At 69.5% G+C, this 13,604-nt stretch carries 21 protein-coding genes; 12 read left to right on the top strand and 9 right to left on the bottom strand.

The window, feature by feature from the left end:
- The 4 genes from D3273_RS13415 (at window position 1) to D3273_RS13400 (ending at window position 6,420) form a co-directional block, all read left to right on the top strand.
- On the top strand, window positions 1–4,548 hold the full coding sequence (locus D3273_RS13415; protein ID WP_129227361.1) for a hypothetical protein: 4,548 nt from the start codon (window positions 1–3) through the stop codon (window positions 4,546–4,548).
- Window positions 4,545–4,748, top strand: a complete 204-nt coding sequence (locus D3273_RS13410; RefSeq protein ID WP_129227359.1) for a hypothetical protein — start codon at window positions 4,545–4,547, stop codon at window positions 4,746–4,748. The genes D3273_RS13415 and D3273_RS13410 overlap by 4 nt, the downstream gene beginning before the upstream one ends.
- A 391-nt stretch (window positions 4,749–5,139) precedes the next feature.
- The gene (locus tag D3273_RS13405; protein WP_129227357.1) at window positions 5,140–5,388 is read left to right on the top strand and encodes a hypothetical protein; all 249 of its coding nucleotides are present in this window, start codon (window positions 5,140–5,142) and stop codon (window positions 5,386–5,388) included.
- A gap of 459 nt (window positions 5,389–5,847) precedes the next feature.
- Window positions 5,848–6,420, top strand: coding sequence for a hypothetical protein (locus tag D3273_RS13400; RefSeq protein ID WP_129227355.1), 573 nt, complete (start codon window positions 5,848–5,850; stop codon window positions 6,418–6,420).
- Between the two features lie 80 nt (window positions 6,421–6,500).
- Here D3273_RS13400 and D3273_RS13395 read toward each other — a convergent pair whose 3' ends face one another.
- The 9 genes from D3273_RS13395 to D3273_RS13355 all read right to left on the bottom strand — a co-directional run bounded on the left by D3273_RS13395 (window position 6,501) and on the right by D3273_RS13355 (window position 10,779).
- The gene (locus D3273_RS13395; RefSeq protein WP_129227353.1) at window positions 6,501–7,025 is read right to left on the bottom strand and encodes a hypothetical protein; all 525 of its coding nucleotides are present in this window, start codon (window positions 7,023–7,025) and stop codon (window positions 6,501–6,503) included.
- 18 nt (window positions 7,026–7,043) lie between these two features.
- Window positions 7,044–8,153: a hypothetical protein gene (locus D3273_RS13390; RefSeq protein WP_129227351.1), complete on the bottom strand. Its 1,110-nt coding sequence runs from the start codon at window positions 8,151–8,153 to the stop codon at window positions 7,044–7,046.
- 277 nt (window positions 8,154–8,430) lie between these two features.
- On the bottom strand, window positions 8,431–8,658 hold the full coding sequence (locus tag D3273_RS13385) for a hypothetical protein (RefSeq protein WP_129227349.1): 228 nt from the start codon (window positions 8,656–8,658) through the stop codon (window positions 8,431–8,433).
- Between the two features lie 2 nt (window positions 8,659–8,660).
- Window positions 8,661–9,107, bottom strand: a complete 447-nt coding sequence (locus D3273_RS13380; protein ID WP_165359485.1) for a helix-turn-helix domain-containing protein — start codon at window positions 9,105–9,107, stop codon at window positions 8,661–8,663.
- A 14-nt stretch (window positions 9,108–9,121) separates the two neighbouring features.
- Complete coding sequence (locus D3273_RS13375) at window positions 9,122–9,499, bottom strand: Ros/MucR family transcriptional regulator (protein WP_281011288.1); 378 nt, start codon at window positions 9,497–9,499, stop codon at window positions 9,122–9,124.
- Window positions 9,500–9,560: 61 nt separating this feature from the next.
- Window positions 9,561–9,836, bottom strand: coding sequence for a hypothetical protein (locus tag D3273_RS13370; protein WP_129227343.1), 276 nt, complete (start codon window positions 9,834–9,836; stop codon window positions 9,561–9,563).
- Complete coding sequence (locus D3273_RS13365) at window positions 9,833–10,060, bottom strand: helix-turn-helix domain-containing protein (RefSeq protein ID WP_129227341.1); 228 nt, start codon at window positions 10,058–10,060, stop codon at window positions 9,833–9,835. The genes D3273_RS13370 and D3273_RS13365 overlap by 4 nt, the downstream gene beginning before the upstream one ends.
- 222 nt (window positions 10,061–10,282) lie before the next feature.
- On the bottom strand, window positions 10,283–10,516 hold the full coding sequence (locus D3273_RS13360) for a hypothetical protein (RefSeq protein WP_129227339.1): 234 nt from the start codon (window positions 10,514–10,516) through the stop codon (window positions 10,283–10,285).
- Entirely contained in the window at window positions 10,513–10,779 is a 267-nt protein-coding gene (locus D3273_RS13355; RefSeq protein WP_245501153.1) for an XRE family transcriptional regulator, read from the bottom strand. Before D3273_RS13355 ends, D3273_RS13360 begins: the two co-directional genes overlap by 4 nt.
- Window positions 10,780–11,047: 268 nt before the next feature.
- Between D3273_RS13355 and D3273_RS13350 the strand changes: the two genes are divergently transcribed.
- From D3273_RS13350 to D3273_RS13320, 8 genes are all read left to right on the top strand, one after another.
- Window positions 11,048–11,338 carry a hypothetical protein gene (locus D3273_RS13350; RefSeq protein ID WP_129227335.1) on the top strand — a complete coding sequence of 97 codons (291 nt, stop codon included), beginning with the start codon at window positions 11,048–11,050 and terminating at the stop codon, window positions 11,336–11,338.
- Window positions 11,335–11,523 carry a hypothetical protein gene (locus D3273_RS13345; RefSeq protein WP_129227333.1) on the top strand — a complete coding sequence of 63 codons (189 nt, stop codon included), beginning with the start codon at window positions 11,335–11,337 and terminating at the stop codon, window positions 11,521–11,523. Before D3273_RS13350 ends, D3273_RS13345 begins: the two co-directional genes overlap by 4 nt.
- A gap of 45 nt (window positions 11,524–11,568) precedes the next feature.
- Window positions 11,569–11,739 (top strand): hypothetical protein, encoded by a 171-nt coding sequence (locus tag D3273_RS28250; RefSeq protein WP_165359484.1) that lies wholly within the window; start codon window positions 11,569–11,571, stop codon window positions 11,737–11,739.
- A gap of 63 nt (window positions 11,740–11,802) precedes the next feature.
- Entirely contained in the window at window positions 11,803–12,009 is a 207-nt protein-coding gene (locus tag D3273_RS13340; RefSeq protein ID WP_129227331.1) for a hypothetical protein, read from the top strand.
- A gap of 80 nt (window positions 12,010–12,089) precedes the next feature.
- A complete protein-coding gene (locus D3273_RS13335; protein ID WP_129227329.1) occupies window positions 12,090–12,341 on the top strand; it encodes a hypothetical protein in 252 nt (83 codons plus the stop codon).
- Window positions 12,338–12,739 carry a hypothetical protein gene (locus tag D3273_RS13330; RefSeq protein WP_129227327.1) on the top strand — a complete coding sequence of 134 codons (402 nt, stop codon included), beginning with the start codon at window positions 12,338–12,340 and terminating at the stop codon, window positions 12,737–12,739. The genes D3273_RS13335 and D3273_RS13330 overlap by 4 nt, the downstream gene beginning before the upstream one ends.
- Window positions 12,732–13,127 (top strand): hypothetical protein, encoded by a 396-nt coding sequence (locus tag D3273_RS13325; RefSeq protein ID WP_129227325.1) that lies wholly within the window; start codon window positions 12,732–12,734, stop codon window positions 13,125–13,127. The genes D3273_RS13330 and D3273_RS13325 overlap by 8 nt, the downstream gene beginning before the upstream one ends.
- Window positions 13,120–13,443 carry a hypothetical protein gene (locus tag D3273_RS13320; RefSeq protein WP_129227323.1) on the top strand — a complete coding sequence of 108 codons (324 nt, stop codon included), beginning with the start codon at window positions 13,120–13,122 and terminating at the stop codon, window positions 13,441–13,443. Before D3273_RS13325 ends, D3273_RS13320 begins: the two co-directional genes overlap by 8 nt.
- The last annotated feature ends 161 nt before the right edge of the window (window positions 13,444–13,604 follow it).

Below are 13,604 nucleotides of genomic sequence, written 5' to 3'. Positions count from 1 at the left end.
ATGCCCTACGCCGACACACTCAACGCGCTGGGCTCGGACGCGCTGGCGCCCCCGCCCGGCGCCATGGCGCCTCCCGCTGATAATCCGGCTCCTGACGCAGTACCGGCCCCGCGGAGCCCGTCCGCCTACCAGGGCACGCTCGACGCGCTGAACGCGGCGCTGGCCCCGGACCGCGGGTCCGCTCCCGGCGGCGACGGCGCCCCCTCGACCCTGACCGCCGAACAGGGCTCGACCTACGGCCACACGCTGGTGGCGCTCAACATGGCGCTGAGCGCGCCCGCCGGAACCCGCATCGTCATGGGCGCGGCGCCGCCCGTATCGGCCGGCCTGACGCCGCGCGGCGCGACACAGCCCGACCCCGATAGCGTTCCGCCTTCGGCCCGCCTGGGCGGCGGCGCCGCGCGCGATGCCTTCGACCTGCAGGCGCCGGACGCCGACGCCTCGGGCGGGGCTCGCCCCCTCACGATCCGCGCCGGCCAGGCCGACGCACCGAACCCGGACGGCCAGTTGGCGAACGCGCCCGGCGACGGATGGGCGGCCGGGGCTGCGAAGGGGGCAGCGACGGGCGTGATCAAGGGTGCCGGCGACGCGGTGGGCTTCGTGGGTGGCCTCGGCGGCCTGGCCGACTACCTGATCGCCCGGGGCGAATCCGCCATCACCGGAAAGCCCGTCGACCAGGTCCAGGCCGCGCACGCCGCGCGCCGGAAGGCCGTCGAGGCCGACATGGATTCGACGCCGCTCGGCCGGCTGGCCGTGGCGACCGACCCGACAAACCTCCTCCCGGCGCCCGACGACGTGTCCGGCCCCATCCTGGCAAAGACAGGCGCCTACACGCCGACGTCGGAGCCCGGGCGCCTGGCTCAGGCCGGCGTCGAGGCGGCCGTGGGCGCCTTCGGACCGGGCGGCGGCATGGTTTCACCCGGCACCGCTGGGAGAGCTGTCGCCGGTGCGCTGGCGCGGCAGGCCCCCGCGATGGCGGCAGCCGGCGCGGCGTCTCAGGGCGCGGTGGACGCCACGGGCAGCCCGCTTGCCGGCCTCGCCGCCGGCCTCGTCGTTCCCGCTGCTGGGGAGGCTGTTGGGGCCGGTGTCCGCGGTGCCGCGAAGCTCGCTGGTCCCGTGGCCGGCGGCTCCAAGTTGCTGAACGCCGCTCCCGTCGTCGGTCCCGCGCTGCAGGCTGGGCGGGAAGCGGCGGTGGCGGGCAAGATCCTCGGGCAGTCGAGCGACCCGGCCGCGTTGCGGGCCTGGGCGGCAGGACACCCCGACGCGCCCGAGGTCCCCAACTCGCCCCGCACCCTGGCGGGCTCGGTCGGCAACGACCCCGGCCTGTTCCAGGCGGAGAAGGACGCCCGCAACGTCAACAACGCCCGCCCCACGGCCACCGTCACGGTGGACGGGCAGAGCTACGGCGGACAGAGCTTCAACGGGATCGACCGGGCTCAGTCCGATGCCCAGGTCGGGGCGCTGCAGGGCGGTCGGCAGGACGCCGACGTGTTCCGCCCCGGCGCGATGATCCGCCAGCGAATGGACGCGATCGACGCCGCGGCACAGCAGGCCGAGGACCGGCTCAACGCCGCCCACGCCGACGCCGTGTCGGGCGTCCAGTTCGCCGGGCAGGGCTTCGCGGCAGACCAGCAATCCGGCTTGGCGCAGCGCACCGCCGACCGTCAGCAGGCCAGCGCCGACTTCGCGGACCAGACCCGAGCCGGGCTCGCCGACCGCACCGCGGATCGCGTCCAGGGTGCCGCCGACGACAAGGCGCAGGCCCAGAGCGACCGCGACGACGCGCATCAGCAGCTCGTCCAGAGCTTCGCCGACGCCCGCGACCGCCAGCTCGGGGTGGCGCAGTCGGCCGCGGCGCCCCTCGGCGAGCCGGTGAACGGGGAGGATCTGGGCTCGACGCTGCGCGGCGCGGTGGAACAGGTCCGATCCGGCGCGAAGGACCTCCACCGCGACCTCTACAAGGCCGTGGACCCGGACGGGACGCTGGCCCTCGTGGCGACGCCCGTGGGCGACAAGGCCGGCGCCATCATGGACGGCCTCCGGGCCAACGGCGCCGAGCTGTCGCCCGCGGAGGCGCCGCTGTTCCGCCGCGCCGCGGCCCTGCCCGACGTCGCGACCTACGGCACGCTGCACGCGCTCGACACGGACCTGTCTGCCGCGATGTCGACGGAGCGCCGCACGGCCGGCGAGACGTCGGCCTGGGGGCGGCTCTCGGCCTTGAAGGGCAGCGTCAAAAGCGCGATGACCAACGCCGCCAACAATAAAGCCGCCCACGAGGCGCGCATGGTGGCGGCAGGGCGGATGGCGCCCGAGGACACCATCGCGGCGCGGCTTAGGGCGGATACAGATGAGTGGGACACCGCCGCCCAGCAACCCACCTCCAGGGCAGCGACTGGCACAGGAGATTCAACGTCTTCCGGCACAGGAGCACTCGGCTTTTCTAGATCACTTGGAGCGGAAGTATCGAACGGCGGGGGACCTCGGAATGCTGCGCGAGATCCGGGCCTATCGGGCCCTCGCGGCGACGCCCCCGCCCCGACCGAAGTAGGCATCGGCCCTCGACCCGACGCCCCCGGCTTCGACCCGGATGGGATGCGCGCTCCGCCCCGGCCGGACGTGCCCCGCCCCCAGGATCTCCGCGCCTTCGTGAAGTCCCGAGGCGGAATGCGCGACGACGGCGGCGACCTCGCGTCGATGGGGCTGCACGAGCTGATCGGGCGCGGCGCGCGGGCCGTGAGCCCGGACCGCATGCGGGAAGCTGCTGCCGAAGCGGGGTATCTCGGGGCGGACACCGTTCGCGCCATGCGCGAGACGCACCCGAACGACCTCCTCGACGCCCTGTCGGGCGACCGGCCGGTGCATTCGGTCAGCGACGAGGACGCCGCGGCGGCGTGGCAAGCCCACGACGAGGCGCGGGAGCGCTACGACGCGGCCCGGGGCGAATTCGGCACGCGCTCGAAGTTCGGGGTGGTGCCGGAGCGGACGCCGATGTCGGCCTATTCCCGCGACGACGTCGAGGGGCCGAGCGGCATGCCGCTGCAGAGCCCGGCCAACTCCGGTCTCCAGCCCAACTTCGGGCCCGAAGCGGCCGGCCGGCTGAGGGCGGCGAATGCGGCCTATGCCGAATATGCGAAGACCTACAAGAACCCGACGGTGGGGCCGGGCCTGCGGACGGTAGGCTACTCGGGCCAGTACCAGCGCGGCGACGCGGCCTTCATCAAGGGCGCGGTGAAGCCGGGCCCCGAGGGATACGAGAACGCCCGGGCCTACCTGCGGGCAGCGCAGAACGACCCCGACGCGGTCGAGGCGATGCACGACGCCGTCCTGAACCCGCTGCGCCGCGCCGCGCTCGGGCCGGGCTTCCTGCCGCCGGCCGCGTTGGCGAACTGGAAATCGAGCTACGGGCCGGCGCTGCGGGCGCTGGACGAGGTGACGCCGGGCTTCTCGCGGCGCTTCGACGACGCCGGCAAGGCGACCCAGGAACTGCTCGACATGGGGGCGGAGCACAAGACGGCCATCGCCACGGCGCGGGGGGAGGCGGCCCGGCAGGCCATCGTCGACAACGCGGCCCGCAAGGCGCAGCTCGGGCAGGCCAACGCCACCGACAAGGTGACCGTGGCCGACCTCCTGGCGGAGCGCGCCGCCAACGACAAGGCGGCGACCCAGGCCGACAAGGCTTCGACCGCGGGTGCCCTGTCCGATCGGGCCGCATCCGACCGGGCCGCCGTCGCGGGTTCCCGCGACGGCCGTGATGCCGGGATCTCGGCAGCCCGCGGGATCGTGCGCGACGCCAAGGCGACGCCCGCGGCACAGTTCGCCAAGGGCGGCGGGACGGGCGTGGCCTCGACGGAGGTCGAGAACGCCGTCGGGTCCTTCCTCAAGACGGGGACCACGGGCGCGACCCGGCTGCGTGGCCTCGTCCAGAGCGTGCAGAGCGATCCCGAGGCGCTGGCGGGCCTGCAGAAGGCCGGCACGGACTGGATCGTCCGCAATCACACCAACGCCGACGGCACGCTGTCGGGGGCGAAGCTGATCTCCTTCGTCAAGCAGAACGGGGACAGCCTGCGCGAGCTGTACCCGCACGACCAGGTGTCGATGATGGGGGCCGTCGCCCGTGATGCCGAGGCCGGCGCGCGCTGGCGAACCACGACCGCCATCAAAGGCGGGTCGGATAGCGTGAAGAACCTTCTGGCCGCCGCTTCAGAGAACGGGCAGGGGCACCATACCACGCTCGGGATGGTGGCGGTGGAAGCCGTCGCACAGGGGTTCGAGCACGGCGGGCTACAGGGCGCCGCCTACGGCGGGATGGGCGCCGCGGCCCTCTACATGATGAACGCCATGCGCCAGGCCGGCATCCGGCGGACGTCAGACCTCTACATTGCGGCCCTGGCCGACCCGGAGGTGGCCCGCACGCTCATTTCGAAGATGCCAACCAAGGCGAACCGCGGGGCCATGATCGGCTTCTCGCGGGCGCTGAAGCGAAGCCTCATCCTGGGACCGATGGCGGTGGGCGAGGCGAGGGCGTCCCGCGTGGGGGCGGCACGGTGAACGCCTGCCTCGCCGGCGGCCTCCTTCCCGCCCTCGCCGCAGCCCTCTGCATCGGGTCGGTGGCGTGGGGAGCGCCGCAGGTGATCATGCCGGCGCAGTCGGGCGTGGTGACGATCCCAAACGCGATCGTGGTGGGCGGGACGGCGATCAAGGCCGCCGCCGCCGGGATCACGGTCGACGTAGTGGCGGTCGGGTATTGAGGCCTCATTCACATGAGGCTTCCGCTGCCCTGATTGTGGCGGGTGGGACACAGGCGTTAACGTCGTCTTGATCAAGGCCTGGGCCCAAGTTGAGGCTGGGGTCACATTCAACCCCGCAGGCCCGCTGCATTTAAGGGTCTGCATCCTTCCGGAAGGGGACCACGGCTTCGCCTTTCGGCGGGGGCAGCTTCGGGGCGAAGCCGTGGGACAGTCTTCACCTCCAGGGGAAGGTGAGCCGCCGCTCATTCTGTCGCATCGGGCTCTGTCACATTCAAGACGACTGAGGCCGCAGCCCCGGCCCGCGTTCGATCAAGCCGAAGCCCCGGCGCAAGCGACTCGTGCGAGACTGCCTTGCACGGCCATCCGGCCGTTGACGCGGTGAGGCGATAGGATGGATCAGGCGAACGGAACATCCATCGCGTCCTCGTCAACCAGCAAGGGAGACGCCCTCCTCATCCTGGAGCAGATGCTCAGGCATGGGGGAGGGCCCGCCGTCTCGCCCAAGATCAAGTTTCTCGCCATGCTGGCGATCTACAAGCCCGCGAGTTTGAGCCAACACGACGTCGAGCAGTTGGCGGAAGCGATGATCGATTGGGGACGCCGGCGCTTCACCACCGATAACAACCCTTCTCGGATGTGATCCAGGGCGACATCATTGCCCCAGCATCGGATCCCAGTCTTCGCCCATCCCACGCCTGATAGCGCAGCAATCCGAGCAGAACCGCATGGTCGGGGTGCTCCCGTCGACCATCTCGCCGTTAGGCAGCTCGAAATCCGAAGCCGGACCGTCGCCGCAAACGCCACACACGTCGTCACGTTTGGACAGGCTAAGGATCTGAGCCGTGTGTGCGGCCTTCTCCAGATCATCTCGGATGAGAGCTTCGAACCATTTGGTTGAATGCGGGATGTGTCGGTGCGCCATCCGCGCAGCCTACCGCAATCGCTGATCGCCGCAAGGCGCCATCCCTTTCCACCCCGTCGCCAGCCGGCCCGGTTGTCGTCGACGTCATGGGCTCGGACCCGTCCAACACCCCCGCATCAGCAAGGGCATCGACGACATGCGCAAAACCATGACCATCGTGGCGAGGCGTGCCGACCGATGATCACCGCCGACCGCCTGACCCGCAACCTCACCGCGCCGCGCTTCCTGCGCTGGATCGTCTTCCCGCACATCGTGTTCTTCGCCGTCGCTTGGCTCACGGACGCGCCGCCGCTCATTGCGGTCCTCAACTCCGTCGACATCGCGCTCAGCGTCGCGGTGTGCATCGCCTTCCTTCCGTCGCTGGTCGACGGGATCTGGGGGGACCGCCCGGTCGACTCCGCGCTCTTCATGGTGGCCGGCGTCTTCCTCGGGTGGGAGGCCAATGCGCTCCGCTCGGCGTGGTCGCTGATCTGGCGCGCGATGGGCGCCCCGGACTGGCTCGCCAACACCGACTTCACCAGCTACTTCCTGTTCATCCTGGGCTATGGCGCCGTCTGCCATCTGCTCGCGCCCGGCGCGATCGGCGAGAGCGTGCCGCGCGCTCGGTGGGTCAAGGTCGGTTGCTGGGTCGGCGTCGGCGTGTTCGCCGCCATCAGCTTCTCCTACCGCGAGGACATCGCGGCGGCGCTGCAATGGCTCCACCCACCGCACGACCGGAGCGTGGTTCCGAAACCGCCGCCCAAACGCTGATCCCGCCCGCGCCGCCGACGATCCGCCCCGCTGCCCGAGAGGGTGGCGGGGCTTTTCGCGTCTGAGAAGATCATGGCGAGTTAAAGCCGAGGGAGTGTGATCCCATGCGCGATGAGGTAGCTCGATCTCGCCTTCGCGGCCGCTGCGGCGAGATTGTCTCTCGCGACGGCGTAGTCGCTGACAGCCTCGACAAAGCTCTTGCCCGTCAAAGGGCCAGTCAGCCGATCCGAGGCCTGCTTGAGCTTGACCAATGATGCAGTGTAGTCGCTGACCAGCGGCGCTAGCGATGGGATCGCGCTCTTCAAGGCATCGGCCTTGGCGTCAGCTTTGTTGAGAGCCGACGTGAAGTCGAGTTTGTCGTCCTTTTGAAACGATCCGCGCCCCAGAGCCACATTGGAGAACTTGACTAACGATTGCCCAATGCCCTCGTTAGCCTCCGCGACTTGGCTGACGAAGGCAGCGTTCCCTTCGAAGAGCTTGTCGTGGAAGCTGAAAAAGTTAGTTGCCAGAAGGGTGATCGCGCCACCGACGAACGGGCCGAGAGCGGCCAAGACAGCCAGAGACGGTCCTTTCCTTCTCTTATGGCTCGCGCGACCGATTGCCATGGCGATGTGCTCCCCTCCTCATGGACGTACGTGGGTCGGGCCGTTCAGCCCGGTGTGCTGAGCGGCCCTTTTCGCCTTTTCGCAAGCCACTGCCCACCGGTCTAGTCCGAGAAGCTGAATCTGCCGTATGGCTTGCTCCCGGACTTCAGCCACGCAGGCGTCACCTGCCGGAGCTGACGCGCTCCCTATCCGCAGTGTTCCATCCTGCGCCGCTGCAAAAGCGGCGGGCCCAATGTGGATCGCTGCAGCCAACATTACAACCGCGACGAGGGGTGTGACCTTCCTTGACGATATGCTCAGGAAGCCGGGGGAGTGGATCTCCGCGCGCAGGTCAGGGGTGAAGTCGCCCGACTCCATGAACGCACCGCGCTCGAAAGAGGCAACCTCCTTGCCCTCAGAGACGGCCTGCGTGTTGGCCGCCACGAAGTTGATAAAGGCCTGGATAAGCAGGTCGTCGAACGAGCTGAACGTTTCGTCGGTCACCTCGAGGCGAGCGGTGAACGAGTCCTCAATCGAATACGCAGAGTACGCCAGATCATAGAGGCCCGCGCGCACAGACCGCGGCAGCAGCACGAAGGCATTGGGCTTGGCTACAATGTCGAGGATGTCGCTAGCGAGTTCGCGTTTGGGGATCTTGGCCAGCCACTCGACACGACGTCCGACGAGTGGGTCGTCCCCATAGACGCTCGGAGCCCGGAACGACGCATACTGGTCGCCGTCCTCTGCGAACTCTCCGATGAATGCGGGATCGCTGAAGGCGCTCGGCACGACGAGGACCATGTCGCCCCGCTTGGCTTTGGAGAAGTAGCCGTCGACCACACCCCTGAACTGCGCATCACGGATGCCGCTCGCGACGTCGTCATAGTCGTTTAGATCACGGCTAGGTTCGTCTGCGATACGGCCCGATCGGTGCCATCCACGCAGCTTCCGAGCACGATGGATCCGGCTCATCACTCGATCCTGCCGATCGAGCGGCACGCCATCGGCAAGGTCGAGGGCGGGAAGGTCCGGCACTACGACCTTCTGCTCCGTCACCTCCCGATAGAGCCGGTACTGAATGCCCGGCCGAGCGAAAAAGACTTGGTGGTCAGCGGGAAGGACGCGCAGTGCGAGGTCGATTTCGGGCATAAGACAACTCAGAGGCGTTGCGCCGCTTTATCGATGATTCGGCGATCTGCCAACTGCGGCGCGAACCTGCGCGCTGGCTTCTTCCCCGCTCGCCCTCACCGGCGAGCGGGGCGATTTCGCGTTTCCACCCCTTGCGGATCACGCGGGCGGCATGGTCCCTTGCCGTCCGGCGGCGGTCGAACACGTCGCCACCACGGCCTCGCCGCGCGGGGCGCCGATGGCGGCGGGGTCGTGGTTCGGGCGCCCGCCTGGCGACCCCAGCGCGGGTGTTTTCCTTTTACCGCTCCACCACCATCCCCGGCTGGCCCACCACCGTCTCCGCCTCGGCCCTCGCCACCTCCAGCGCGTCGGCGAGCCGGTCGAGCCCTGCAGCCCTGGCCTCGTCGATCATGTGCGGCAGGCTGCGGGAGATCCAGCGCGAGACTTCAGCCGGGCGGGCGGCTTGCGGCGTCGCTTCTGACCGGGCCCGAGGCGCGGTGCGTTCGTAGACGTGCGGACGGCGCACCGTCAGGGCGTCCCATCGGGTGTGGCCGGCTGCTCTCCGTCGGGATCCGCGAGCAGGTCGGCGAGCGAGAGAAGGTGCTTCATCACGGTCGGGTTTCTCACGCGCTGAATGCGTTGGCCCATTTTCACGACTTCCCGCACGTCCGCGACCCTGCTCGACGGCAATACCGACACCTCATCGTCGAAGAAGGCTCCGGGGTGGACACCAAGGACAACAGCGATTGCCTGCAGTGTACTGGCGGTGACGCGGTCCTTGCCGGACTCGTATTTCTGAACCTGCTGGAAGCTGATGCCGATCGCCTCGCCGATGGTGCCCTGGCTCACGCGAGCCGCAACGCGCAGGGCCCGGATGCGAGCACCGAGCGCGGCCTCAAACTCGGGATTGCGCCCTGTACGCCTGATCCGTTCGGGCTTGGCGGAAGGCGAACCACCCGTCGCGTCCTTCGGCATGCGAGGTACCCGCATCAGCCCTTTCTCCGTGAATTACCTAAGCCGTAGCTCTTCGCCAGTTCGCTCCGCTTCCGTGCGTAGGCGGGGGCCACCATGGGGTAGTCGGCCGGCAGGCCCCACTTGGTCCGGTACTCCGCCGGAGTGAGGCCGCGTTTCGAAAGGTGGCGCTTGAGGGACTGGTACTGCTTCCCGTCCTCAAGGCTGATGAGGTAGTCGTCGGTCACCGATTTCTTGATCGACACGGGCGGGACCAGCTTGGCGGCCTCGGGCGCCGCCTCGGGCGCATGCGCCAGGCGGGCCAGCGCGTCATGCACCGTCGAGATCAGGCTCGGCAGCTCGGCGGCCCTAACGTGATTCCTGGTGACGTAGGCGGCCACGAGTTCGGTGGTCATCTCGGCGAGTGTAGTGGGATCGGTCGCCGGATCGGTCGCCGGCTCGGTCGTTGAGGTCTCGTCAGACATCTGGGCTCCTGTCGGGGTGTGTTGCCTTGATGGAGGTCGGTTTCATCTTCTGCAGGCTGACGCCGCCACCAGCGGTGAGCCGAACGCCTGATCGCGTCAGCGCTTCCTCGATGGCCCGCAGTGAGAATGTGTCGACGGAACCGATCTCCGCATCGAGCTGCGCCTTCAGCACGACGCTGAAGCCGACGCCTGCCTGTGCTGACAGGGTGGCCGACGATCGCCGCAGCAGCCGGCGGCCCCCGCGGATCTGTGCAGCTGTGATGGTCACGGCTCAACCTTCCGCAGCCGAGGACCTTCAGGGGTGAACTCGACACCGAGTTCCTCCAGCTTCCGCTGGATCGCTTTGCGATGGCTGTCCGCGATCGGCGGCATTGCATCAGCCTCGGCGCGCTTCACTGTCGCCGTTGTTACAGCCCTGACCTTATCTGCCAGCTTGCTCGGCGACAGACCCAAGAGGGTGCGAGCTTCGCGGATTTGAGGGCCTGTCAGCATCACCTTTCCACCCTCCGCCGCCCCTCGCTCGTGATCAAGAACCCCCTCGCCGGCGGAACGAGACGCATGTCCTGCCGGCTCGTGATGTGCCGCAGGCTCTCCAGGTGCACCAAGCGGGACCGGGCGTCGCCCGGCGTCATGCGGCGCCGACCTCGACAGCGGATGCGATGCCGCGGTGCTGGAGTAGGGCAAAGACCGCGGCCTCGGGGGAGTTGGGACAGATCATCGTGGCGCGTTTACCGACAGGCCAGCGGCCACAGAAACGCATTTGAACCGGATCGGCGCGAGCATCCCCTGATGCATCTGTCCGACGATCTGAACGGCGGCGTTCCGGCACTGCGCTTCGGTTGAAAACTGCCTATCGTTAATCCGGGATGTCCCTAAGCTCCATGGGCCGTTCCAGTCTACCGCGTTAGGTGGGGCCGCGTAGAAGTTCAGCACCAGAAGCCAGATCATCGCTCTCCGTCCTTCTGCTCGACCTTGCGACCCCGCGCGATCCTGGTTCTGATGTTGGCGGGTGGATCACGTCGAAGGCGCGTCCCGGCCAGCCCCCCATTTTCGGGCAGAAACACCACGCCATCCGCCTCAAGCGCCCGCTGGAGCGCGTCGAGCGTTTTGCTGTTGGCGGACAGCAGGCCGTCCATGCGCTCAAGGCGCTTGATCGTCTCGACCGACACACCTGACAGCTCGGAAAGCTCGCCTTGCTCGACCTTCAGCATAGCCCGAGCTGCCCGGAGTTGTTCGCCCGTCAGCATACCGCTTGCCCTCAACGTGTAAAAATTTGCTCGATGGGTGTTGACACGCTTACCGGATGCGCGCCATAAATTGCACGTTAGCGGGCAACGTCTGACCCGTCAACGAACGAGGCAAAGGGCCATGCCGAACCCCACTCCCCTTCGCTCATTACCTCCCGCCGCGCGGTCAACCCGCACCCCACCCCGCCCGCATCTCCTCACCGCAGCCGGCCGCTGCGACTCCGGCGCCGTGATGCGCCTCGCCCACGACCTGGCGCGCGACGACGTCGCCGACGCCGCCCGCCGCGGCCGGGTCCGCCGCTACAAGATCGCGCTCCGTGACGCCCTCCGGTCGGCGTGGTCGACGGCGCAGACGCAGCGCTGGTGCCACGAGCGCGACGCCACCATGGCCGCGCTGCCTGCCGCCCATTCCGCCATCCTGGCCGAGCGCACCTCCGCGCTGATGATCGACAGCACCCGCCGCATGGTGGTCGAGCTGTCCGCCATCGACGCCCGTGCCGCCGCCATGGGGCTGCGGCTGTGAGCGCCGCTCAACGCGTCCGCCTCGTCGCCGGCCTGGAGCCTTGGGCGTCCGCCCGGCCGCAGTACCGGCTCAAGCTGGGCTCGAGCCCGATCCCCTTCGACGTGCTGAGCGACGAGGCCCTGCGCGAGTTGCGCGGCCGCATCGCTCACGACGTCCGCCGCGAGCGTCACCGCCGCGCGGCCTGAACCTTTTCGGCGCCGGGTTGGCGCCTGCCTCTGGAGCCCACCCCTATGCCCTTCGACCCTGACATCACCCGCTGCGCCGTCGCTGCGGCCCTGGCCTGCCTCACCGCGGTATGGCTGCGCACGTCGCCCTTCTGGGCGCTGAACACCGCCCGTCCCTTCGTCCTCGCCCGCGTGCGCCCGGACGGCCCGAGCCGGTTCCGCTTCGCCGCCTACTGACCTTCGCCGCAGCCCAAGGGCGCGGCCCGACCACCATCCCCGACATCGCTGGAGTTCTTCGACATGCCCCTGACGCGTGAACGACCCCGCACGCCCGTTTTCCCGCCACCGGCGCCGCTGCCGTCGCTGTCCGACGCCCTGGCGCGCCGGGCCGCGGTGTTCGGCCCTTTCGACCTCGACGACGCCCCTGTGGCTCCGCGCGGGTCGTGGCAGGCCGTTGGCCGCGCCGCCCGCCGCGTCGCCGACCTACTCGACCCCGTCGGCCGCTGAGCGACCTCGCGCCCCTGATCCCCTTCGCCGCTGCCTGACCGGCGCAGCCACCCCTTCCACCACCACTAGGAAATCCGAACATGCAGAAGCGCGAAGGGCGGAGCTTTGCCCCGCCGCCATCCTCTCCGCCCCGTCCCGACCTCGGGCGCACCGGCCGCAAGCGCTGGACCCGCCCCGACATGCCGCGGCCCGCCGTCCCCGTGCGGGTTCTGCTGCCGACGCTGGACACGGCGTTGCCGGACGTCGAGCCGCCCGAACCGCTGACGGCGCTCGACCATCTGGCCCTGCTGCCCCGCGAGGCGCGGCAGGACATCGTGCGGGGCGCGCTGTGAGCCCCGCCGTCACGCGCCGCCAAGCGCTGGCAACCTCCGCAGCCACGGCGCTGGGGCTCGGGGCCGGCACCGCTGCCGTCCAAGCCGCGCCCGCCCTGTCGGCCAAAGATCGGCGTCTCGTCGCCATCGCGGCCGAGATACAGGCGACCGACGACAGGCTGAGCGTCCTGTCCGCCACGCACGAACAGGCGGAGGACCTGCCCGAGTGGGACGCCCTCATCGAGCGCTTCACGCCACTCGAAGAGGAGATGGTGGAGACGCCGGCCGATACGCTGGCGGGCGTGCTCGCCAAGGCGCGCGCAGCCCAGGTGCAACCGGTGGCCAACTGCGTCAACGGCATCGCCGACAGCCTCACGGCCGACCTCGTGCGGCTATTCGGGGGAGGCGCGGATGCGTGACCTCTTCCCCCTCCTGTCGGCGCTGGTGCTGCCGCCGGTCGGCATCTCATCGGCGCCCGGGTCGCTGGCGGCCGACGTGCCCGGCCTCGTGTCGGACATCGAGCGGCGCTTTGCGGCCCTCGAAAGCTACTGCCACGACCTGGGCGACGTGCCGCCGCACGACACCGAGTTCAATCGGCTCGACGATCTCGTGACGGAGGCCATCCACGCCCTGGCCGACGCGCCGTCCCGAGATTTGGCCGGGATGCTGGCGAAGGCCGGCGCCCTCCTGCGGGCCCCGATCGAGGAAGACTTCGACCATTGCGACCGCATCGGCATCTCGCTCGCTCGCGACGTGCTGCGCCTCCTCGGCGCGGCCTCAACCCTCACCGGAGGTCATCATGCTTGAACGACGCTCGTTCCTTCGCGGTCTCGCGTCCCTCCCGCTGATCGGCGGGTCGATCGCCCTCATCGGCGCGCCGACCAAGGCGGCCGTTCCCGTGACCCGCCCGATGCTGGTGGAGTACGCCGACTGGCTGCTGTTCGAGCACCACATGGTGAAGCACGAGATCTACGACCGGCCCACCACCGACACCCGGTATGCGGATCTGCCGCTGTTCGACACGCGGCGGTCGTGGGGCGACCTTGTCAACACGGCGCCATCGACCCGGGCCGCCGTCATTCTGTCGGCCGCCGGCGTGCCGCTGGTGGGAGGTCAGGCGTGAACGCCCCCGTCACGCGCCGCGCCCTGCTGGGCGCCACCGCGGCCGTTGGCGCCGTGGTCGCCCTGCCGATGGGTGCATCGGCCCTGGCGGGATCAGATCACCCCGACGCCGCGCTGTTCGCCTTGCTCGACGTATGGGGTCCGGCCCGGGCCGCGGCCGAT

This window comes from Lichenibacterium minor, assembly GCF_004137685.1.
GTDB lineage: Bacteria > Pseudomonadota > Alphaproteobacteria > Rhizobiales > Beijerinckiaceae > Lichenihabitans > Lichenihabitans minor.
The sequence above is the reverse complement of the archived record's forward strand: the minus strand, read 5'-3'. Positions and strand labels throughout refer to the sequence as shown.